Below are 22,357 nucleotides of genomic sequence, written 5' to 3'. Positions count from 1 at the left end.
CATCATCAGTAACCTCCTTTGATATCCCCGGCAGTGCGATGGTCGGGAGAGGGCTTAATATAATTGATGTGGATATTACTTTGTTCATTCTCTTTTTGTTCAATGACACTCTTTCCTTCTGTTTCTAATGTGATTTCAGACAAATTGAAATTCTTCGTATAGCTGATTCTACCCGGTTTATCGGTCTGCGCTTCGATGGCATAAAGATAGAAATTTTCCAGACGCAACGAATCATTCCAACCCGAGGCAGAGATAAATTCGTTCACATTTTCTGCTTTTATCTTTGATACATAAACGTTGCGGAAATGTGGATGGCCTTTTTCGGGAGGTGTGACCGGAGTCAACATGATTTTCCAGTGTTCCGGGATTTCTTTCCCTTCATACTCTTTGGGTAAAGTGCTGTAACTATAACTGGGATTCCAGTTCAAGTCTGCCGCCAGCACGTGACGGACGTTTGTCGCTTTTACTTCAGTCATATAAATGTTTTCAATCGTCCCTCCACGGTTCATGGCACTTTTCAGCCGTAGTACGGCCGAGGTACCGATGGCTTCCAAATGATATCCCAATATATTCCGTATGCCGCCGGAAGTTTCGCTTCCGCAGGTAATCAGTCCGGCACCTTTGCGGGCGATGCAATTGCGTATGACTACATTTTCCGTAGGAAGGTTCACCCGCAGACCGTCCGCATCCCGTCCCGATTTGATGCAGATATTATCATCATTACAGTCTATATCACAGTTCTCGATCAGAATATTACGTGAAGAATCAATGTCGATGCCGTCTGTACTCGGACCATGCCCGCCTATATTGTTATTGATGGTCAGTGCGTCTATGGTGCAATAATCGGAATAGAGAATCTGGCATCCCCAAAAACCGGTACGCATCAGGGTAAATCCCTTCAGTGTGATGTCCGAGCTGTTTTTCACGAGGATACCCCGCACCCGTTTGCAGTCGTAATCCACAATCCAGCGCAATCCTTTTGCTTCATATTCTTTCCGCATTTCCCAGTATTTATCCCAGAACACTTTTCCCCGACAGTCCAGCGTTCCTTCTCCACTGACAGAAGCGTTCTTTTCATTGACAATGTTGATGACTGCCGCCGGCCATGTCATCTCGATTCCCGCAATCCTCGAACGAAATTCGGGATAATGATGAATAGATGGACTTGCCAGCAAGGTCACTCCTTTATCCAGTTGCAGATTGACACCGCTTTTTACGAACAGTGCTCCTGTCTGGTAATACCCCGGCTGAAGAACCACTGTTCCTCCTCCGCTGACAGCACAACTGTCAATGGCTTTTTGGATGGATTCTGTGCTAAGCACCGTGCTGTCTGCTACTGCGCCAAAAGAATTAGCGGATAAAACAAGATTGTTTTCAGGAGTTTGCCTACTACCTACGCTATCGGCCCACGACAGATTCGGTTGCTGCGGAACCTGTCCCCATTCGAAACTGTTGTTTTCAGCCTGTTTGGGCGGAGTACATGCTATAAGAAAGGTACCTGCCAAGAGTAGGGGAAGGATGCTTTTACTTTTCATAAAATAGTAATATTTAAGTTGCTCAAAACGATACAGGTTATTCTTTTAATTGCCGTCCGGTTTCTCTATTTCCGTGAATGGTGATTCGTTCCAATGGAAAGCATTCACATCGTCCGGCTGTGCCGGGTTATATACCGGATCTATTTTCAAATGTTTCGCCAGTTCAGGTACTGCTTTCTTCATTCCTTCAATCACACATTGGGCTATTTGATAGGCTCCGTAAGGATTAAAGTGGGTGTTATCGGCAAAATCTTTGGTTTGTTCCGGATAAGTGCCTGCCGGATAATGCACGAAAGCACGTTTGGACGTTTCCGGTCCCAGTGCTTCATAAAGTGTGCGGGTCATTTCGTTGAGGTCGATCAACGGAACGTTTTCTTTGGCAGCCAACCAGCGCATTGCTTCCGGATAATCTTCGTGTGTGTCACGGATATGTCCGGTGGCATCGAAACTCCGGCGTTGGGTGGGAGTGACCAGTACGGGGTGTGCTCCCCGTGCACGGGCTTCATCAATAAATGTTTTCAGGCTGGTCATAAAAGAGTAATAAGCTCCTTTGCCCGGTCCTTTCTGCTTTTGGTCATTATGTCCGAATTCCATGAAAAGATAATCTCCTTTCTTTATCTGGCTCAATGCTTTTTTCAAACGTCTTGCGGCAATAAAAGTATTGGCGGATTCGCCTGATTCCGCATAATTGGCGATACAAACGTCCGTGCTGAAGAAATGAGGAATCATTTGTCCCCAACTCGCCCACGGTTCATTGTCCTGATCGACTACGGTACTGTTACCGCATAGAAAAACGGTAATCACCGACGGATCGGCAGGTTCGATACTAATACTCTGGCATACGGGGGCATCACCGTTAAATTCCAGCGTCAGTTTATCGTCCCAGTTCAGTTTGCCCTTTTCGCGCGGTTTGATACGTACGGATTCTTTTTCGGAAATGCGGGGATTACGTTTGTTGATGATAAATGTTTCATCTACGAATTCTCCCTTTTTAGTGTGGAGATTATCAACAAACAGTCGGCGTGACTCGCCTCTTACGGTCGTGGCTCCTGCCTGTTTTTTACTTCCCAGACGTACGGTTACTTTGTAGTTCCCGTCCGGAACGCGGACGGAAAAGAAGAAAGGTGTTTTGCTTCCTTTGGAGGGAGTAGCGACGAGATCATACCCGTATTCCGTTTCTTCACTATAACGAGGTGCATCTGTCAGTTGGTATGTTTGGGCTTTCTCCTGTGCATTGATAGTTGTCATTGCTAAAAGTAGCAAGCCTATGAGATTCGTTTTCATGTAAATAATATGAATATATATTGTTTATGGAATCCGTGCCTGATCATTTCCCATTCAGTTCATTTTCGGTTTGAGTTCGTCAGGCGAATCTTTGGTATAAGATTTCACATTTCCTGCTACTTTAGTGAATAATGCCTGAATCAGCTCCGGAGCAATCTTTTCTGCCGGACGAAAAGCATCCGAATTCATATAATCCAGGATTGCTTTGTGCATCTGGCGGGCCACAATCCGTTTTTCCGGTTGGGAGGTAATATCCATACTGGTCATCATCAGTTTGCCATTCAAGACCTTTGCTTCGAACAACATGCCGATTTTCCGGCTGATAAACCAGGTATCAATGCTTTGAATCGTAGGTTGGAATTCTGCCGGGAAGTCAGTGAATTGCATTACCTGTGCTTTGTTCAGCAGTTCCCACCATTGTAAGTTACTATGATACTCAGTAGGAAATTCACGGAAAAGAGGATGATATTCATTCAGGAAAATACCCGTTGTGTGCGGCGGACGCATCTTGAACCAGGAAGTATTCCAAAATACGGGAGTGAAATATTGTTTGACTTCCTTGCCGTATTGTATCTTTCCGGCAGCTGTAATCAGTACATTTCCTCCGTCTTGTAACACTGCCAATGCCTTGGCGTCCAAGGTGTCGGTAGTATATACTGTTCCTTGTACCAGTTCCACCTGCGCCGGATATACCCAGAAATCCCAGTCGTTTACGGCATTACTGCCTTCGATACGCACTTCCAGATTTAGTTTTTGCGGTGTATCGATTGCTTCCAAAGGTACATCTATACTACCCAAAGAATAAAGATTACCGATGGGAATGTGATGGGTGCCGACAGTGCCATGAGTATATACCTTTCCGAATTTATCTTTAATGGTATAAACTGTTTTCGCGTTTTTCAAGGGAGCAGCTCCGAAATGAGATATTTCGATGTCGGCATGGAATGTTTCATTGTTGGCATATACAAATTTAGGAATACGTGCCAAAGGTACGGTCGGACTGCAAAAACGTCTGAACTGCTCAGCATTGATATACCCTTTTTCTTCAAAGAACACATCCAGTACACCGACTAATGCACTCCCTTGACCGGAATAATCATTGAGAGCCAGCAGCTGGAATCCTGCATAGTCAGGAGTACGCAAGGTCTTTTCAATCTCATGTTTGTAGCAGAGTGCCTGCAATTTGCCCGAAGCCATCATAAAATCGTGACTTTGGCTTCCCATGTGGTTATCGTTCAGAATGTCCCGGAAGATTTCAAAGTTCTTCGCTTTGTTGACTCCCGTATATTTGCGGATTTCATTGAAATTCGGGAATACACACCATTGACCTGTTTCGTGTGATACATACGGTTGTTTCACCGTGTCGATCCTTGCACGATAATCCGATTCACTTTCCGGTTGCGTATTTGCCCAACTTAATCCGCGTGCACCGGCTTTCACATGATACTCATTGTGAGGCTGCCATTGCCAGCTGTTTCCAACGGAGGCTCCTGTGTATACACGACGCGGATCGGTCGCTTTCCAATAATCCACGAACTTGCTGACCCATGCCACCCAGCGACCGGAAGGCTCATTGCCGCATGCCAGCATGCAGTAAGAAGCATAATTCCCATATTCCTTTGTCAGTGCAATGGTTTCGTCCATCAGGTATTTGTCAATCGGTTGTCCGTTACCCAGTTTCGGACCGTGGTTCGGCCAGCTCGGTCCTTCCGGTTGCAAATAGAAACCGACAAGGTCGGCAGCAATGAAAGCTGCCTCCGGTGGACAGAAAGAGTGGAAGCGCATATGATTCAAGCCGTAGCTGCGGCAAATGCGGAATACTCGTTCCCAAGAAGCTACATCCATTGGTGCATAGCCTGTCAATGGGAAATCGCAGTTCTCTACCGTACCACGAAGCATGGTCTTGCGGCCGTTCACATAGAACCATTTCCCTTCTATCTTGAAACTACGCATACCGAACTGTACTTGTTGTATGTCAGTTTGTTTGCCGTTAGTCAGTTTTGCCGTCAGCTTATAAAGTGCCGGGCTGAATTCATCCCATGTCAGAAACTCTTTCCCCATCGGAAGTTCCATTTCCACCGGATTATCTCCCGGACGGATGTTGAAACTTTGTTGAATGGGAGACACTTTGTGCCGAATGTCCGTGTTAAAGCTCTCGGCAGAGAGGGTGATCTCTCCCTTGGTGGAAGAGGCAGACCGTATATTCATGCGAACCAATGCTTTCTGATTGTTCAAATCGGGATATACCTGAATATCTTCTAAATGAACTTTGGGAGTAGCTTGTAATTCGATTCGTCCGACGATACCGTTCCAGTTTCCTTGTGTCTGGTCGGTGATGCTGTGAGAATCCGGACCTACGTTGATTTCCTTGATTCGATTATCGATACGGATGGTAATCAGATACGTTTTTCCGGGGGTGGCTGCCGCAGTCAGGTCATAGATATGGGGAACACAAAGGCTGTTTTGCCTGCCAATCTCCTGTTGGTTTACCCATACGGTGGTCTCGATGTGCGGACGTTCCAGAAAAAGAGTGATTCTTTCCCCTTTCCAGTCAGTCGGGATTGTCACTTTCTTTTGATACCAGGCCACACCTACATAATGTTTGTTGGGAGTCAGAAAGAAGGGGAGTTTCACTTGTCCCTCTATCCTGTATTTTTCCATATATGGATTAAAGTAGTAAGAACTGTCGTAGAGGCTTCCGGTCCATTGGGTACGGACGGTCACCTCGTCTCCTTTCAGTCTCTCGGGCATGGATCCGGGCAGATTGATAGAATCGTCAAGGGATTTTTTGAACCATTGTTCCCTGACACCGATATCTTCCCGGTCTATTTGGAAATTCCATTTGCCGGATAAACTGAAAGAGTGATTTTGCCCCGCTACGGTCAGTATGGAGGTAAATACGATAGCCATACTTACTAAAAGTCGTTTCATGATATATAGAATTGATATGTTTCTCATTTTTTTAATCTGCCGCTAAAGTAGCGCTTTTTAAGGGTTTGGTAAATAGAAAGATGTACAGATACATAGAATATTGTATCAAAAAGGGATTTATAGAAGTGTTCGTGTACAAAACTACATGGATTTGAAATATTGTCCATGCTCTTTGTCTTTGAGGAGAGGTGGGGATGCTTTACCTTTGCAAGGTAAACTTTTTAATCTTGATAAAGAAGCATGAAAAAAGTAGTAATCTGGATAGTTCTAAGTCTTTGGTCGGTGATGACAATCTTTGCCGGTGAAACAGCTTATCTTTTTTCTTATTTTATCAATGACAGTAAAGACGGACTGCATTTAGCATATAGTTATGATGGATTGAACTGGTTGCCTTTACACGGCGGACGTTCTTATCTGACCCCTGCGGTTGGTAAAGATAAATTGATGCGTGACCCCAGCATTTGCCGGTCGCCGGACGGAACTTTCCACCTGGTCTGGACTTCCAGTTGGACAGACCGGATTATCGGATATGCCTCTTCCCGCGATTTGGTTCATTGGAGTGAGCAACAAGCAATTCCTGTGATGATGCACGAGCCGGATGCACATAACTGTTGGGCTCCCGAACTGTTTTATGACGAACCTTCACAGACCTATTATATCTTCTGGGCAACCACGATTCCCGGTCGTCACAAAGAAGTGGTCACCAGTGAAAGTGAGAAAGGACTGAATCATCGTATTTATTATGTAACAACGAAAGACTTTCGTACTTTCTCGAAGACGAAGATGTTCTTCAATCCCGATTTCAGTGTGATTGATGCCGCTATTGTGAAAGATCCGAAGCGGGAGGATCTGATCATGGTAGTCAAGAATGAAAATTCCAATCCGCCGGAGAAGAATTTGCGTGTGACGCGTACGAAGAAGATAGAAAAAGGATTTCCGACCCAAGTATCGGCACCCATTACGGGAAAATATTGGGCGGAAGGTCCGGCACCTCTTTTTGTGGGTGATACGCTTTATGTCTATTTTGATAAATACCGTGACCATCGCTATGGCGCTGTTCGTTCTTTGGATCATGGTGAAACATGGGAAGATGTGTCCGGTCAGGTCTCTTTCCCGAGGGGCATCCGTCATGGAACAGCGTTTGCTGTGGATGCTTCTGTTGTGGAGGCACTAAAAAGTCCCAGCTTAACATCATCAGATTTTGAGACTTATGATAGGAAAGGAAAATAACCCTTTTCTGAAAGTTGTAGAAAAATTCATGCTATAATTTTAGTACAATGTAGTATCTTAGCTGCAAATTTGAAAACTTTATGCTAAGATGAAGAAATCCTTTTATTTATTACTGCTAATCTCTTTATATAGCAGTATCAGCTTTGCCCAAAGCCTGAAATCTATATCTATTTTAGGCGATTCGTATTCAACATTTGAAGGATACCTGCAACCCGATACCAATAGCATTTGGTATTATGCTTCTCAGCGGGAGCAAACGGACGTAACTTCCGTAAAACAGACTTGGTGGCATAAATTCATCAAAGAGAATAACTACCGCCTTTGCATCAACAATTCATTTTCTGGTGCGACCATTTGTAATACCGGTTATAATCAGGCTGATTACTCGGACCGATCTTTTATTACCCGTATGGGGAAGTTGGGATGTCCGGATATCATCTTTATTTTCGGTGCAACGAATGATTGTTGGGCCGGTTCACCGCTGGGGGATTACAAGTATGAAGGGTGGACAAAGGAAGATTTATATACATTCCGTCCGGCCATGGCATACATGCTCGACCACATGATTGACCGTTATCCTAATGTTGAAATCTACTTTTTGCTGAATTCTGACTTAAAGGAAGAGTTTAATGAGTCGGTCAGAGCTATCTGTAATCATTATAATATCGATTGTATAGAACTGCATGATATTGACAAAAAAAGTGGTCATCCTTCGATAAAGGGGATGGAGCAGATTAGCGATCAGATTGAGATGTTTATGAGGAAGAAGACGAAATGACAACGGAAATGTAAGAAATGACATTGCCAATTACGTGAAACAGAGTGTTCAGCGGCTTGGAACAAAGTGTTCAGCGTGTTGAAACAAAGTGTTCAGCGTGTTGAAACAAAGTGTTCCACCGTATTGAAACAAAGTGTTCAGCGCCTTGGAACAAAGTGTTTCAAGCAATTGAAACATCTTGAAACAAATCGGGCTTTCAGAAAATAGGCGGTGATAGGTGACAGATGAGGTGATAGGTTAACAGCAACCTATCACCGCTCTGTAAATACGATGGATAAAGAGTTTCAGGACGATGGTGATAGGTTGAAAGAGAAATTGACGAAAACAACAGGGAGAGAGTTGGAATGAATGCCGTGATGGAGATGTCCCTTTTCACCCGTGAACACCCTGTTTATCGGTTGTTTAGAAGAAAGGTGAAGGAGATAGATCTGTAGAGGGAATGAATATATCTCTGATATAGGTAAAACATTCTATATCTGTGAAATCATATTGCATGATTATTTCAGATACTCTTTCAATGGGCAATCCGTACTTTTCAGTCCCTCGGCAATGCTTTTCGCATTCATGTGTGCCCCCTTCAGAGAAGTGTGCGTATGATCATGATTATAGAAAGTTGCCGCTTTCTTGATACCCATCTTTTCCAGTTTATCGGCACTGATCTTATTCAGGTCGATGAAATAAGCTCCCGTAGCTTCCGCAGCTTCACGTGTCCACTTGCCGAAAGACTCGGTATTACGTTCTATCTTTCCATCTTTCCATTTGTTGCGTGGCGTATGGCTTAGAACGATAGGAACAGCTCCTTTCTCCTGAGCGTCCATAATGAATTTCCGAAGATACCAGCCGAATGTATAAATCACCTGATATTTCCTTGTTTTCTCCATCAAAAAGACTTTGCTCTCGTCACCGGAACCACGCAATTCGGCACGGGCTTTGCCTATATTAATGTCTCCCGCATCATTATGTCCGAACTGGATCAGCACAAAATCTCCCGGTTGCAAGGCATTATAAACCTTATCCCAACGACCTTCGTCCAGGAAAGTGCGGGCACTGCGTCCTGCCATGGCGCGGTTCTCTACCGAAATTTTATCCAGATTGAACTCATCGGCAATTACGCTTCCCCAGCCCCACATACCGTTTTTGTCTTTATCTTCATTCCGGACTGTACTGTCGCCGATGGTAAACAATACCGGACGTCCATCTTTACGGCTGGAACCTGTCACAGTATCCTTCTCAAGGGGCTTTAGATAATCGGCCAATCCCAGTCCCTCATAAGCACGTATTCCGTCCGCAGCTGATTCCGCATTGACTTTAGCACCGAAAGCACTTGTGTGTATGCGGTCGATGTAGAACATATATTTCACTTTATTCTTGCCGAATTTTTCGAATTTGCGGGCGCTGATATCATTCAAATCAATAAAGGGAACCTGCTGTTCTTCGGCCACTTGCTTTGCCCACAATCCGAAAGTTTGGTTGACACGTGTGATGATGGTGCTGTCTTTGTCTTCCCAGGCATTGCGGGGAGTAAGCGAGAATAGGATGGGATGAGCGCCTTTGGCTTTTATATCCCGGATAAAACGGCGCATATATTCCCCGTATGTATATACGGTCTCTTTCACTCCGGTTTCTTTGATGGTTACATTCAGTGTATCTTTGCCGATTCCCGGAATAGAGGCGCGGGCACGTCCGCTGTCATAAGGACCGTTGTCATTGTGTCCCAATTCGATGATTACCCAGTCTCCGGGGCGTACTCCTTTGATTACATCCGGCCAAAGACGGTTGTAGAAGGTACGGCTGCTGGTGCCTCCCAACGCATGATTCTCTACAGTAATCCGGTTGGAGTCGAAATAATCACCGGCATAATAGCCCCATCCCCATTGTCCGTTGTTGCCGTTTCCTAAAGTTCCGGTACGCATGGTAGAGTTACCTACCAGAAACAGAACCGGGTTGTTACCTTTCCGGCTGGAACCGGCTTCCGGTCGCGAGGTACGTGCCTTATTCAAGCTATCCAGCGTGTTGTCAATCACCTGATTGACATCTGCCATGGGAGTGGAAACTTTATTTTGCGCTTGCAGCGGCAAACTGAATGTAATGGCTGTCAGCCAACATATATATGGGAATAATCTGTTTTTCATGAGTCTGCTTTCTTTCAAATCCCTCACTGACCAGTGTCTAAACAGTCAGTGAGGGAGCTAACTACTAACTAACCTCTAACAAAACCTAATGAATGATTATCTTTAAACCTAATGAGAAAACCGTGTGTGTTATTTTAATTTATAAACTTCTGTTCCGGCAAGCAGGAAACAACCGACTCCATAGTCTTCATAATCGGGTATACTCTTGTAAGTAACCGGCTGTCCGTCTTTAGGCTCCTTGCCTGTTCCCTGCACATATCCCAGAAATCCGTTCGGATGTACGGCATCTTTCACCATCGCGTTCCATGCTTTCAGCAGGACGGGGAGATACTCTTTACGATCGAGTAATCCGTTGCGGACTCCCCAAGCCATGCCATAAACAAATAAAGCTGTACCGGAAGTCTCTTTCCCTCCAAAGTTTGTCGGGTCGTGAAGACTGACATTCCAGAAACCGTCTTCACGCTGACATTGCTTCAAAGCCTTGCTCATGGTCAGGAAATCGTTGATATAGTCCTGACGGTGTTTCTCGTCAGAAGGAATTTCATCCAATACACGTACCAAAGCTGCATATACCCATCCGTTACCGCGACTCCAATAACAATCTTCGCCATTCGGCTCTTTATATGGGGGATTAAAATCCTGATCGCGCCACCACAGACCGTCTTTAGGATTGAACATACCCGTTTCATCGTGTTGGCTGCGTGTGTAATAGTACATATCCCACATCTTATCGTAGTATTTCTGTTCTCCGGTCATCTTACCTAATTTAGCGAAGATAGGCATTGCCATCTGTATGGCATCAATCCACCACCAGTCGTTCACCTGCGGTGTATTCACGACCATATCGATGCTTGCTTTGATATTCCGGATCATATTCGGGTCCGACGGGCAGATATTGTATAAGTCGATGTAAGTTTGCCCGCAACAATGATCGTCTGCATTACGGGTCGTGTTACCGTTGCGCATTCCCCATTGGTGGAAGTCAGCCCAGTTGTAGGCATATTGGTAATAATCCTCACGCGGATAAATAGAATAGAGAGCCATCAATCCTTCGTAGTACACACCACGCGTCCAGATATTGCTGGGACGTACACGACCGTAAAAACTGGGAGTGGTGTAATCAGCATACTTTTTCATAAAGTAGTCATTCACCTTTGTGATATTCTCTAAGGTTTCTTTTGGTGTCGGGAGTTCTTGTGCTGCGACCGTATGGGCGGGTATCAGACAAGAAAGAAGTAATCCTGTAAAGAGTAAGGATAGTGTTTTCTTCATGATACAATCGTTCTGTTTTATTAATTTGCTGTTTAATAATAATTTCTATCGCAAAGATAAGAAGCGTTCCTTTCTTTTTCAATGGATTTTCGTGCAAATATCTTTATTTTTGTTCACGAGAAGGCAGAAAATAGTACTAAGAGTCTGTTTTATGATAATTTCTACATGTATATGTACAATATTCTATTTTATCAATGGACTGCGTCTTTTATTTTTGTGTTGTAATTTGGTAATTAATAAAACGATGAAGTGCATAAATCTTCTTTTTAGTTTCTGTCTGACAACTATCTCCTTGATAGCGCAGCCAAACTATGACTTTTCGAAGTTGAAACGCGAACGTCTGGGACGTGGTGTCATTGCTATCCGCGAGAATCCGTCTACTGTTGTTGTTTCCTGGCGTTATTTGTCTTCCGACCCGATGAATGAAGCTTTTGATATTTATAGGAACGATGAAAAGATCAATAAACACCCGTTGAAGGATGCCACTTTCTTTCAGGATACCTATGCGGGGACAGAACCTGTACTTTATACCGTAAAGGCAAGGGAAGGAAAAACGGAAAGTAGCTATCAACTGCCGGCAAATGCCCCGTCGGGTTATCTGAATATTCCGTTGAACCGCCCTGAGGATGGTACAACTCCGGCAGGACAACATTATTTTTATGCTCCGAATGATGCCAGTATCGGTGATGTGGACGGTGATGGCGAATATGAGATTGTTCTGAAATGGGACCCGAGTAATGCACATGATAATTCACACGACGGTTATACGGGTCCGGTGATTCTGGATTGTTATAAATTGAACGGTCGGCAGCTATGGCGTATTCATCTGGGACGTAACATTCGTGCCGGTGCGCACTATACCCAGTTTATGGTTTATGATTTGGATGGTGACGGTAAAGCGGAAGTTGTGATGAAGACTGCGGACGGAACGGTGGATGGAACAGGAAAAGTGATCGGGGATGCGCAAGCTGACTATCGGAATGAACAAGGACGTATCCTGATCGGACCGGAATATCTGACACTCTTCAACGGGTTGACAGGAGAAGCGATGCAAACAATTGATTATGTGCCCGAGAGAGGAGACTGGATGAGTTGGGGAGACAGGCGTGGTAATCGCTGCGACCGTTTTCTGGCTTGCGTTGCCTATCTCGACGGTATACACCCAAGCGTAGTGATGTGTCGCGGATATTATACACGTACTGTCTTGGCTGCCTTTGACTGGGATGGAAAGGAACTGAAACAACGTTGGGTATTCGACAGTAATAATCGCGGTTGTGGAGAGTATGCCGGCCAAGGAAACCATAACCTGAGAGTAGGTGACGTGGACGGTGACGGATGTGATGAGATCATTTACGGTTCATGCGCCATAGACCATAACGGTAAAAGACTCTACACCACGAAAATGGGACACGGTGATGCCATTCACCTGACTCATTTCGACCCCTCCCGTAAAGGGCTGCAAGTATGGGATTGCCATGAAAATAAACGTGATGGTTCTACCTATCGGGATGCAGCTACCGGAGAAGTTCTATTTCAGATTAAAGATACTACGGATGTGGGGCGTTGCATGGCAGCTGATATTGACCCGACTCAACCGGGCGTTGAAATGTGGTCTGTTGCTTCCGGAGGAGTGAGGAATGTGAAAGGAGAAGTGGTAAAAGACCGGGTAAGGGGTTTATCCTGTAATATGGCTGTCTGGTGGGATGGGGATTTGTTGCGTGAATTGCTGGATAGAAATAGGGTCAGCAAATATAATTGGGAAAAAGGAGTTTGTGAGCACATTGCCATTTTTGAGGGAACCCTTTCCAATAACGGAACCAAAGCGAATCCTTCTCTTCAGGGAGATATGATAGGTGACTGGCGCGAAGAGGTATTGATGCGTACAGCTGATAATACGGCTTTACGGCTTTATGTCTCCACTGTTCCTACCGACTATCGTTTTCATACTTTTCTCGAAGATCCGATTTATCGTATCAGTATCGCTACCCAGAATGTAGCTTATAATCAGCCTACACAGCCCAGATTTTATTTCGGACCGGAACTTCAGGGAACTGTATTCAGAGGATGTAAAATTGGGGTGACTACTTATAAGTTTGCTACTCGAGAGATAGCCGCAGATCCTCATTTCCTGCAGTAGGTACGGACGAGAACTGAACGTTTGACTGATGACCTTTTAAGGAGTAACTGTTTATTTGATTGTCTCAAGAAATTCTACTTCGATGATTCTCAACTGGTTTTTGCTACGGCTCTTTTCGAGCTCCATCGGGTTGGCAGCCTGGGCTTCGACTTCAACGATCTGTCCGAAAGCATCCTTGTCACTGGCATTCCCTTTCAGACGAATGGTAATTGTGTCGGCACGTACCGGTTTTTCTACATTGAGATGAATATACCCCAGACTCTTATCTGTATTTCCGTTCCAGATCAGGGTGTCTCCGGCATATACTTCCAATGGATAACTGCGTGAACGCCACCCTTGCAGTTTGATACATATATCATCTATTACGGCCTCTCTTTCCAGTGTATAAGCAATCCAGGCCGTGCTCAACTTACCGTCATTTTTCCATTCCGTCAGTTCGATGTCATCATAGCTTTTTTCAGCGTCACCGTTATTGGAACCGGCTTTTGCAGAAACGATGCGTACCCCTTTTTTGCTATCTTGGTAAGAAGGGGTAGAGGGAGTCTCACCTCTGTCCAGTTTTCCTTTTAAAGTCGCCTGCGGGAGATAAGTACTCAAGCCTTCAGTAACTTCCACAGGCACTGTTTCCAATGCGAGTGTGGCGGCAGGTAGTCCCTTGGCCTGTGCTGTTAGAGTTACTTTTCCGGCAGTGGTTGTGCTGCGGATCAGTACACGGTTGATGCCACATTCTACCGGAAGTTTGGTGTCGAGGATATGATTGTTTTCACCTTGGGCAATCCCTCCACGCCATTCTGCTTGACCGTTGAGTGTGAATTGAACCGTACGATTATCCAGCGGACAACGTTTCCCGTCTTTATCCACCACCTCCACCTGTATTAAAGCCATGTCTGCGCCATCTGCATGGAATCCTTCAGGATTTTGAATAGCGGTAAGTTTCAGCTTGGCTGGTTCACCGACTGTATGTATAGCGTAGCGGCTGATTTCTTTTCCTGTTTGATTATAGCTGATTGCTTCCAGTTTGCCCGGTTTGAATGTTACGTTATCAAAAGTAAAGAGGAAATTGTATCGGCGTTTGCCTTTACCCAGAGATTGGCCATTCAGGAAGAGTTCCACTTCTTCCCCGGTAGACACCACATGGATGGGTTTTACCGTATTCTCAGGATAATTCCAGTGCCCGATAATGTAGGTCCGGTCTTCTTCTGTATCTACCCATCCGTTCCACATCACCTGATGTGCATAGAAGGCGTCTTTCTCAATACGCATCGCATCTGTCACTCCACTTCTGCGATAGTTCTCCGCTCCTCGGTAGTGGGTGTTGGTGTCAGAGAAGATAATTTTAGTACCACCGGAGCTGACTCTGTTGCCTGTTCCGGGACGCTCACGCCAATAATCATACCAGCGGGCTATCATGGTAATGGCAAGTTCATCTTGGTTACGGTTATAATCAGTAGCCGGTTTACCTTTATAGAGCGGACCGTCACCTTCTTTATGGAAAGGATAGCTGTATTCGTCCCAGTATTTTCTTAAACCTTCGTCGCGGCAATATTCGGTAGCCCACATCGGATGATGCTCACTTCGGTTGATATACAGCATCTCACCACCGTATTCCGCTTCACGAATATCCAACATTTCACGTGCGCCGATAGCGCGTCCGCCGAATGGATCGTATTGGTTACGGACAGCTTTCATCTCTATCATGTGTTTGCGGCTGATAGCTTTGTTGCCACATTCGTAGAACAAGATACTCGGGTTGTTGCGGTTGTAAATGATTGCATCGCGCATCAGTTTCACCCGTTGTTCCCATTGGCGTCCTTCACGGTCTTTCTCCGCATCTCCGGCAGGCATTGCCTGTATCAGACCTACGCGGTCGCAAGATTCTACATCTTGTTTCCATGGAGTGACGTGCATCCAACGAACCAGGTTTGCATTTCCTTTCACCATCAGCCCATTAGAGAAGTCGCTCAACCAAGCCGGTATGGACATCCCCACTGCCGGCCATTCGTTACTGGAACGTTGTGCATATCCCTTCATTTGGATAACACGGTCGTTCAATTCTATTTTCCCTTCGGTAAAACGTGTTTTACGAAATCCGGTGCGGGTGCTGACTTCATCGAATATCTGATTGTTGTCATCTTTCAAGGCTGTCTTTACCGTATACAGGTAACCGTATCCCCAACTCCAGAAATGAAGATTATGGATGATGGCGGATGCTTTTACCGTTTTAGTCTCTCCGGCTTGCAAAGTCACATTATCACCTTGGAAAGTTTTCAATCGTTTGCCGTCGGCATCAAGTACAGTCACCTGATAACTGAACCGGCGGGGAGATTTACCGTCGTTTCTGACTTCTGATTCTGCATGAACGGTTGCTTTATGCCCTTTTATATCGAAATCTTTGGCATACACATAGACTCCTGTTGTCTTCAGGTTACTGTATAAGGGAAGGGTTTGATATACATTATCGGTAACGTGCAGAAATACATTTTTGGGGATACCGCCATAGTTGGCATTGAAATTGCGGTCGTTCCACTGAAATCCGGAGTGGGTACCCTCTTCTTTGTACATCCAGTTGTTATCGGTGCGGACGGCAATGATGTTTTCACCCTCCTTCATATACGGAGTCAGGTCGAATCCTACTGCCATTACGCCATTTTCGTGTTTGCCCAGATTATGACCGTTGAGATAGAAGTCTCCACGCTGACGTACTCCTTCGAACTCGATAAATACTTTCTGATTACTTTTCAGTCCCGGAATCCGGAAACTTTTGCGATACCACACCACCGTATCTGTCAATTGTTCGATGGAGAGTTTAAATGCTTCATCCTCATTGAAAGCGTGAGGCAAAGTTACTTGTTTCCATCTACTGTCGTCGAATTTAGTATCTTTGGCTGTAGGAAAGTCTCCTATTTGCAGCTTCCATCCACTGTTAAAGTTATATTTTTTGCGCTCGGATGCCTGATTGCAGACAATAGGCAGCGCGGTTAATAGCAAAACCAAAAGATATAATTTAAGGTTCATGGCAATCGATCATCATGTTATTACTTATTCACTCGCAAAAATACTCTTTATTACTGTATCCGGATATGGAATATTGTATATGGATAAGTAGTATTTGAATCTTTTGCATGGAACTCCATAAGAAAATCAATATCTCCATGCCCTTAAGCTTGGGGTGAATGAGGAGATGCGGTACTTTTGCAAAAAAAGTGCAGTAGAAAATGATAAAGTCAGCAATTTTAATAGTGGCGGTATGTTGTAGCCTGCAACTATTTAGTCAGGAGAGATTTCCCGATGGCAAAATTATACCGGATTGGTTTTACAGAAATGTAAAAACTGATATCAGTCTGATGGGAAAGAAATACTTGATTACAGATTATGGAGTAGTGAATGACAGTACACTGCTACAAACTGAAAAAATTCAGGCGGTCATCGATTTGGCATCCGACAAGGGTGGGGGAGTCGTTGTCATTCCGGAGGGTACTTATCTAAGTGGTGCACTTTTCTTCAAACCGGGAACACATCTGCATCTGGAAGCAAAGGCTGTATTAAAAGGCAGTGATGATATTAGTAACTTCCCTATCATAGAAACACGGATGGAAGGGCAGAATCTGAAATATTTTTCTGCCTTGATCAATGTCGATAAGGTTGATGGTTTTACTCTTTCCGGAAAAGGAACGATTGATGGAAACGGTGAGCGATACTGGAAATCATTCTGGTTGCGGCGGCGTGTGATTCCTAAATGTACTAATATGGATGAATTGCGTCCCCGTTTGCTTCATATATCCTACAGTAATAACATACAGATTTCCGATGTACGACTGGTGAACTCTCCGTTTTGGACTACTCATATTTATAAGTGTGATAGCGTAAAACTTTTGGATTTACATATCTTTTCACCTGCTTCTCCCGTAAAGGCTCCCAGTACAGATGCAATTGATATCGATGCATGTAAAAATGTACTGGTTAAGGGTTGCTATATGTCGGTCAACGATGATGCGATTGCTTTGAAAGGCGGGAAAGGACCTTGGGCTGATCAGGATCCCGATAATGGCGGTAATTGTGATATTATTATTGAAGATTGTACTTTCGGGTTTTGTCACGGAGTGCTGACTTGTGGAAGTGAGTCAATCTATAATCATAATATTATTCTCCGACACTGTAATGTAGATCAGGCTAAACGCCTTTTATGGCTGAAAATGCGTCCGGATACTCCTCAACAGTATAAGTACATCTTAGTTGAAGACATAAAAGGAAATGCTCGTAATTGCATCTTTGTTGCTCCATGGACGCAATTTTATGATCTGAAAGATCGCAAAGATATGCCGATCTCATATTCCAGTTATATAACGATGCGTAATATCCGTCTGGATTGCGAATCCTTTTTTGCTGTAGAAAAATCCAATCAGTACCAATTATCCCATTTCTGTTTCGACAATCTGGCTATCAGGGCTAAAAAGGATGTGAAGATAGATGAAGATGTAATCGATTCACTCATCATAAGAAAGGTTGAGATAACTAAAGTGAATTAAAAAAGAGAATGGCAGGACGACTGGAAATTTGTACATAGCCTGTAAAATTGTACAAAATTGGTGCGTGAAGGGTTTTATACACATGAATTTACATAAGAAAGTCGAATTCTCCATATACCTTTTCTTTCACTCTACCATGTAATGCGGTATCTTTGACAGGTGCTTACTTAGTAAAACATTAAATCTAAATTTATAAAATACAATGAAGCTCTGTAAATTTATTTTTTGTCTGTGGCTGTTGAGTTGTTTTTTCCCTTTAGGAATTTATGCAGATATACAACTTCCCTCCATATTATCAGATAATATGGTGCTTCAACAAAATGCGAACGTGCGTTTTTGGGGAAAGGCACGTCCGGGGGAGAAGATTCAGGTAAAGACTTCGTGGAATCATAAGAAATATAAGGTGGTTGCTTCGGAAAACGGTCATTGGGAATTGATGATACAAACACCGGCGGCCACTTCCGGACAGTCTGTGATATTGAAAGGTGATAATAAGATTCAGATCAATAATATACTAATAGGTGAAGTCTGGCTCTGTACCGGACAGTCGAATATGGAATTTCCCGTAGCTCATGATCCGCAAGTGAAATGGAAAACGGGAATGTTGAATGAAGCGGAAGAGATGAAAGATGCCGATTTCCCGGAAATCCGTCTGTTTCACGTAGAGCATCAGCTGGCCCATGAGGGTGAAAAGGATGATTGCGTCGGGAAGTGGATGGTTTGTAATCCGGAGAATCTGAAAGACTTTTCTGCCATCGGATTTGTCTTTGGGCGTAAACTGTATAAGGAGCTGCGGATGCCGGTCGGATTAATCCAGTCTACTTGGGGCGGAACGCATGCTGAATCTTGGACAAGCATGAAGGTGATGGAAAACAATCCGTTGTATGCCGATGTGTTGCAACAGTTTGCCAAGGAAAAGGTAAAAAGGGAAAAGGATAAGTGCAAGGTGCCGGCTACTTTGTGGAATGGTATGATTGCTCCTATAGTAGGATATACCATAAAAGGAAATATCTGGTATCAGGGAGAATCCAACTCTGTTCGCCATGAGAAATATCAGGAAGTATTTACTAACCTGATTAATAGTTGGCGAAAAGAATGGAAGCAGCCGGATATGCCTTTCTATTTTGTACAGATTGCACCACATTACAAACAACCGGCAGGTATTCGTGAAGCACAATTAAAAACATGGTTGAGTGAACTTGAAAACATAGGTATGGCAGTAGTGACGGATGCAGCCGACTCTACAGACATACATCCGCGGAATAAAGTTGCACCGGGCGAACGGTTGGCAGCCTGGGCATTGGCAAAGCAATATGGTAAAAAGGTTGTTTATTCAGGTCCTCTCTACCAATCGATGAAAGTGAATGGGAGAAAAATTACATTGGATTTTGAATTTGCGGAAGGTGGCCTGCAGACACCCGGCAACGAACCGGTAAAAGGATTTTTTATTGCCGGGAATGACGCACGGTTCTATCCGGCTGAAGCCGTGATTGATGGAAGTTCGATCACACTATCTTCCGCTTATGTCTCTGCACCTGTGGCTGTACGCTATGGCTATGGGACATTCTTTAGAGTGAATCTGTTCAATAAAGCCGGATTCCCGGCAGTTCCTTTCCGTACGGATTCTTTTGCTCCCGACACTTATTATCGTCTGTTTGCCGATTCGGAAATTCGCCGTTTTCCAGAAGCTTGGCAGCTGGATCATGGAAAACGCCTCTATTGGGGGTATGCGCAGGGAGTGGGTTGTTGCGCAATGTTACAGGTCTGGAAAAAAGCAGGAGACCGGAGATACTTTGATTACGTAGAGGCATGGGCTGATTCTTTGGTAGACGACAAAGGAGATATTCATTTATACAAGAAAGAAACCTATAATTTGGATTATATCAACTCCGGGAAAGTCCTTTTTGATTTATACGATGAAACCCAAAAGGAGAAATACAAATTGGCTATCGAGAATCTGATAGATCAATTGAGGAAACAACCTCGTACAACAGATGGAGGTTTCTGGCATAAAAAAATATATCCTAATCAGATGTGGTTGGATGGGTTGTATATGGCCTCTCCTTTTATGGCTCGATATGGAGCTGAATTTAATCATCCGGAATGGATTGATGAGGCTGTTAAGCAGTTCACTCTCTGCCATCAGCACACTTATGATGCCAAGACCGGACTTTATTATCATGCATGGAATGAGGACCGGAGTCAGCGATGGGCTGATCCGGAAACCGGTCATTCTCCTAATTTCTGGGGACGTAGTATCGGTTGGTGGTTTATGGCTTTGGTAGATGCTTTGGAATATATTCCCCAAGACCATTCAGGCTATGCTGATATGATTAACTGGACGAAGGAGTTGGCAGAAACGCTTTCAAAATACCAGGATAAAAACGGCCTGTGGTATCAGGTGATTGACCAACCTTCACGTACTGGTAATTTCCCGGAAGCATCTGTTACAACACAATGTATGTATGCCTATATGAAAGCTGTCAATAAGGGATACATTGATAGCCGATATCGTGCCATTGCAGAAAAAGCCTTTAAGGGGCTGTGCAATAAACTGCTAGTCTCAAATGCGGACGGAACATTGACATTAACCAGATGTTGCCAGGTGGGTGGATTAGGTGGTAAGCCTTATCGTGACGGTAGTTTTGAGTATTATATCGGAGAGAAAATGAGGGATAATGATGCGAAAGCGACAGGCCCTTTCATTATGGGGTGTATTGAATTGAATAATTGAGTGTATTCCATAACGATGTACACCTTTTAAGTTTGATTTTATTTATTAATTAAATTAATAATTTAAATTGTTATTTATGTTGATGAAAAACACAGTAGCTTTTTCAAAAAAGGCATATCCAATTGCCGTGAGATGCTTGACAAGCATTTTATATTTCTTTTTGTTTTCACTTTCGTCGTTAGCGGCTTGCGTGGATGAAGAGCCGATAGATGAGGAGGACGCGGATCCTGCCATTAATCCCCACAGCTCATTTTTGGAGGAGGAAGAGAGTGGCGGTAATACAAGCTCAGGTCCGGCATTTCCTGTTTTTACCAATTATGCACCGGCATTTCCGGGTGCGGTGGGATACGGTAGAAACGCTGATGGTGCACGAGGTAGTAGTAACCGGGAAGTGTATGTTGTAACCAATTTGAATAATAGTGGTGCGGGATCGTTTAAAGATGCTGTAAGTCAGTCAAACAGAATCATAGTATTCAATGTGTCCGGATTGATTGATTTGAAGAAAGAGGCACTTGTATTCAAAGATAATCAGACCATTCTTTGTCAGACTGCTCCTGCTCCCGGCATCGTGCTTTATAATGGCAGAACGTCTTCTACCAATGCCGATAACGTGATTGTACGTTATTTGCGTATGCGTGTCGGTCGGCAGGTTAGTGGTGGTGACGATGTAGATGCGGGAGGGGCAGCTTACGGTCATGATCAGATTTATGACCATTGTTCTTTCACGTGGGGAACAGATGAATGTTTCTCACTCAATAATGACAAGCAGTCGGAAGGTCTCTATAACATCACATTGCAGAATTCAATTTTAGGACAAGGATGTCAGAATCATTCTTGCGGAGGTTTGATTCAAACCAGTGATGAAGAAGGAATTACTATTTTCCGAAATCTATTAATTGATAATAAGACCCGTAATTTTAAAGTAAAAGGGCTGAATCAATACGTTAACAATGTCGTCTATAATTGGGGAAATGGAGCGGCTTATAATATGGGAGGGGAATCTTCCGGACACTCTAACACCGTTATTGAAAATAATTATTTTATCAAAGGACCGGTTTATACATGGGTGAACACAGCATATCCAGTAGCAACTACAGACAAGAGTCTGTTCGATGATGAAACAAAATATCATTATAATGGAATAAGTAGTAACAATAACGATTATTTGGCAGATACTTATCAACAAGCAAATCCGGCTAGACCTTTCATTGGTGGTAACGGTGATGGTGATTTTGATACCTATTGTGTCGGTAATTATTATGATGACGATAAAGACGGCACATTAAATGGATTCGAAATCAATCAGGGCAATTGGAAAACTTATTGCAGCGCTACTCCTGTCTTTTTGAGTGAACCGGATAGCCGGCATTCGGAAATCAACATAAAGACCAGTGCTACAGAAGCTTATCATTGGGTAGTTGAAAATGTAGGACCGGTTTTACCCAGTCGTGATCTGGTAGATAAATTCATGATTGATGAGCTGACTTCATTAGGTACTAAAGGAACAATTTTTAGAAATCAAAACATAGAGGCACAATATCCTCTTGCCAAAACTTGGAATGCTGAATTTGCAGTCAGTGTAACCGGTCCGACAGACACGGATGGCGATGGCATACCCGATGATTTTGAGGACAAATGGGGACTGAATAAGAAAAATGCCAAAGATGCTGTCCGGATTGCAGAGAACGGATATACAATGATTGAAAATTATGCTCTTTCTCTTGAATTTCCAGATGAATATGAGAAGGCTTGGAAAGAAGCGTACGGTGAATGAATATTTTAAATACTGAAATACAGA

At 43.9% G+C, this 22,357-nt stretch carries 11 protein-coding genes and 1 pseudogene; 6 read left to right on the top strand and 6 right to left on the bottom strand.

The window, feature by feature from the left end:
* Nucleotides 1-5: 5 nt before the first annotated feature.
* From AB9N12_RS03235 to AB9N12_RS03225, 3 genes are read right to left on the bottom strand one after another with little or no spacing between them, the layout of a single operon-like run.
* Nucleotides 6-1,535: a glycoside hydrolase family 28 protein gene (locus tag AB9N12_RS03235; protein WP_369889625.1), complete on the bottom strand. Its 1,530-nt coding sequence runs from the start codon at nucleotides 1,533-1,535 to the stop codon at nucleotides 6-8.
* Nucleotides 1,536-1,580: 45 nt separating this feature from the next.
* The gene (locus AB9N12_RS03230; RefSeq protein ID WP_369889623.1) at nucleotides 1,581-2,819 is read right to left on the bottom strand and encodes a rhamnogalacturonan acetylesterase; all 1,239 of its coding nucleotides are present in this window, start codon (nucleotides 2,817-2,819) and stop codon (nucleotides 1,581-1,583) included.
* Between the two features lie 54 nt (nucleotides 2,820-2,873).
* Nucleotides 2,874-5,750 carry a sugar-binding domain-containing protein gene (locus tag AB9N12_RS03225; RefSeq protein WP_369889621.1) on the bottom strand — a complete coding sequence of 959 codons (2,877 nt, stop codon included), beginning with the start codon at nucleotides 5,748-5,750 and terminating at the stop codon, nucleotides 2,874-2,876.
* Between the two features lie 240 nt (nucleotides 5,751-5,990).
* Here AB9N12_RS03225 and AB9N12_RS03220 point away from each other — a divergent pair.
* Nucleotides 5,991-6,923: pseudogene (locus tag AB9N12_RS03220) on the top strand (glycoside hydrolase family 43 protein); the annotation flags it as partial.
* A 145-nt stretch (nucleotides 6,924-7,068) separates the two neighbouring features.
* Nucleotides 7,069-7,758, top strand: a complete 690-nt coding sequence (locus tag AB9N12_RS03215; RefSeq protein WP_369889619.1) for an SGNH/GDSL hydrolase family protein — start codon at nucleotides 7,069-7,071, stop codon at nucleotides 7,756-7,758.
* 497 nt (nucleotides 7,759-8,255) lie between these two features.
* Here AB9N12_RS03215 and AB9N12_RS03210 read toward each other — a convergent pair whose 3' ends face one another.
* Both AB9N12_RS03210 and AB9N12_RS03205 read right to left on the bottom strand, forming a co-directional pair.
* On the bottom strand, nucleotides 8,256-9,890 hold the full coding sequence (locus AB9N12_RS03210; RefSeq protein ID WP_369889617.1) for a rhamnogalacturonan acetylesterase: 1,635 nt from the start codon (nucleotides 9,888-9,890) through the stop codon (nucleotides 8,256-8,258).
* Between the two features lie 129 nt (nucleotides 9,891-10,019).
* Entirely contained in the window at nucleotides 10,020-11,162 is a 1,143-nt protein-coding gene (locus AB9N12_RS03205) for a glycoside hydrolase family 88 protein (protein WP_369889615.1), read from the bottom strand.
* Nucleotides 11,163-11,406: 244 nt separating this feature from the next.
* Here AB9N12_RS03205 and AB9N12_RS03200 point away from each other — a divergent pair, with 244 nt between their 5' ends.
* Nucleotides 11,407-13,299 (top strand): rhamnogalacturonan lyase, encoded by a 1,893-nt coding sequence (locus AB9N12_RS03200; protein ID WP_369889613.1) that lies wholly within the window; start codon nucleotides 11,407-11,409, stop codon nucleotides 13,297-13,299.
* A 51-nt stretch (nucleotides 13,300-13,350) separates the two neighbouring features.
* Here AB9N12_RS03200 and AB9N12_RS03195 read toward each other — a convergent pair whose 3' ends face one another.
* On the bottom strand, nucleotides 13,351-16,314 hold the full coding sequence (locus tag AB9N12_RS03195; RefSeq protein ID WP_369889611.1) for a sugar-binding domain-containing protein: 2,964 nt from the start codon (nucleotides 16,312-16,314) through the stop codon (nucleotides 13,351-13,353).
* 200 nt (nucleotides 16,315-16,514) lie between these two features.
* Here AB9N12_RS03195 and AB9N12_RS03190 point away from each other — a divergent pair, with 200 nt between their 5' ends.
* The 3 genes from AB9N12_RS03190 to AB9N12_RS03180 all read left to right on the top strand — a co-directional run bounded on the left by AB9N12_RS03190 (nucleotide 16,515) and on the right by AB9N12_RS03180 (nucleotide 22,333).
* Complete coding sequence (locus AB9N12_RS03190; protein WP_369889609.1) at nucleotides 16,515-17,825, top strand: glycoside hydrolase family 28 protein; 1,311 nt, start codon at nucleotides 16,515-16,517, stop codon at nucleotides 17,823-17,825.
* A 304-nt stretch (nucleotides 17,826-18,129) separates the two neighbouring features.
* On the top strand, nucleotides 18,130-20,559 hold the full coding sequence (locus AB9N12_RS03185; protein WP_369892793.1) for a glycoside hydrolase family 88 protein: 2,430 nt from the start codon (nucleotides 18,130-18,132) through the stop codon (nucleotides 20,557-20,559).
* Between the two features lie 82 nt (nucleotides 20,560-20,641).
* On the top strand, nucleotides 20,642-22,333 hold the full coding sequence (locus tag AB9N12_RS03180) for a polysaccharide lyase family 1 protein (protein ID WP_369892792.1): 1,692 nt from the start codon (nucleotides 20,642-20,644) through the stop codon (nucleotides 22,331-22,333).
* Nucleotides 22,334-22,357: the final 24 nt, after the last annotated feature.

The sequence above is a fragment of the Bacteroides sp. AN502(2024) genome, assembly GCF_041227145.1.
Classification (GTDB): Bacteria; Bacteroidota; Bacteroidia; order Bacteroidales; family Bacteroidaceae; genus Bacteroides.
This window is presented reverse-complemented; position numbering and strand designations above follow the sequence as displayed.

What these genes read in the sequence shown, in the direction of transcription:
- AB9N12_RS03235 (WP_369889625.1), bottom strand. Translation starts at nt 1,535, where the DNA reads ATGAAAAGTAAAAGCATCCTTCCCCTACTCTTGGCAGGTACCTTTCTT.
- AB9N12_RS03230 (WP_369889623.1), bottom strand. Translation starts at nt 2,819, where the DNA reads ATGAAAACGAATCTCATAGGCTTGCTACTTTTAGCAATGACAACTATC.
- AB9N12_RS03225 (WP_369889621.1), bottom strand. Translation starts at nt 5,750, where the DNA reads ATGAAACGACTTTTAGTAAGTATGGCTATCGTATTTACCTCCATACTG.
- AB9N12_RS03215 (WP_369889619.1), top strand. Translation starts at nt 7,069, where the DNA reads ATGAAGAAATCCTTTTATTTATTACTGCTAATCTCTTTATATAGCAGT.
- AB9N12_RS03210 (WP_369889617.1), bottom strand. Translation starts at nt 9,890, where the DNA reads ATGAAAAACAGATTATTCCCATATATATGTTGGCTGACAGCCATTACA.
- AB9N12_RS03205 (WP_369889615.1), bottom strand. Translation starts at nt 11,162, where the DNA reads ATGAAGAAAACACTATCCTTACTCTTTACAGGATTACTTCTTTCTTGT.
- AB9N12_RS03200 (WP_369889613.1), top strand. Translation starts at nt 11,407, where the DNA reads ATGAAGTGCATAAATCTTCTTTTTAGTTTCTGTCTGACAACTATCTCC.
- AB9N12_RS03195 (WP_369889611.1), bottom strand. Translation starts at nt 16,314, where the DNA reads ATGAACCTTAAATTATATCTTTTGGTTTTGCTATTAACCGCGCTGCCT.
- AB9N12_RS03190 (WP_369889609.1), top strand. Translation starts at nt 16,515, where the DNA reads ATGATAAAGTCAGCAATTTTAATAGTGGCGGTATGTTGTAGCCTGCAA.
- AB9N12_RS03185 (WP_369892793.1), top strand. Translation starts at nt 18,130, where the DNA reads ATGGTGCTTCAACAAAATGCGAACGTGCGTTTTTGGGGAAAGGCACGT.
- AB9N12_RS03180 (WP_369892792.1), top strand. Translation starts at nt 20,642, where the DNA reads ATGAAAAACACAGTAGCTTTTTCAAAAAAGGCATATCCAATTGCCGTG.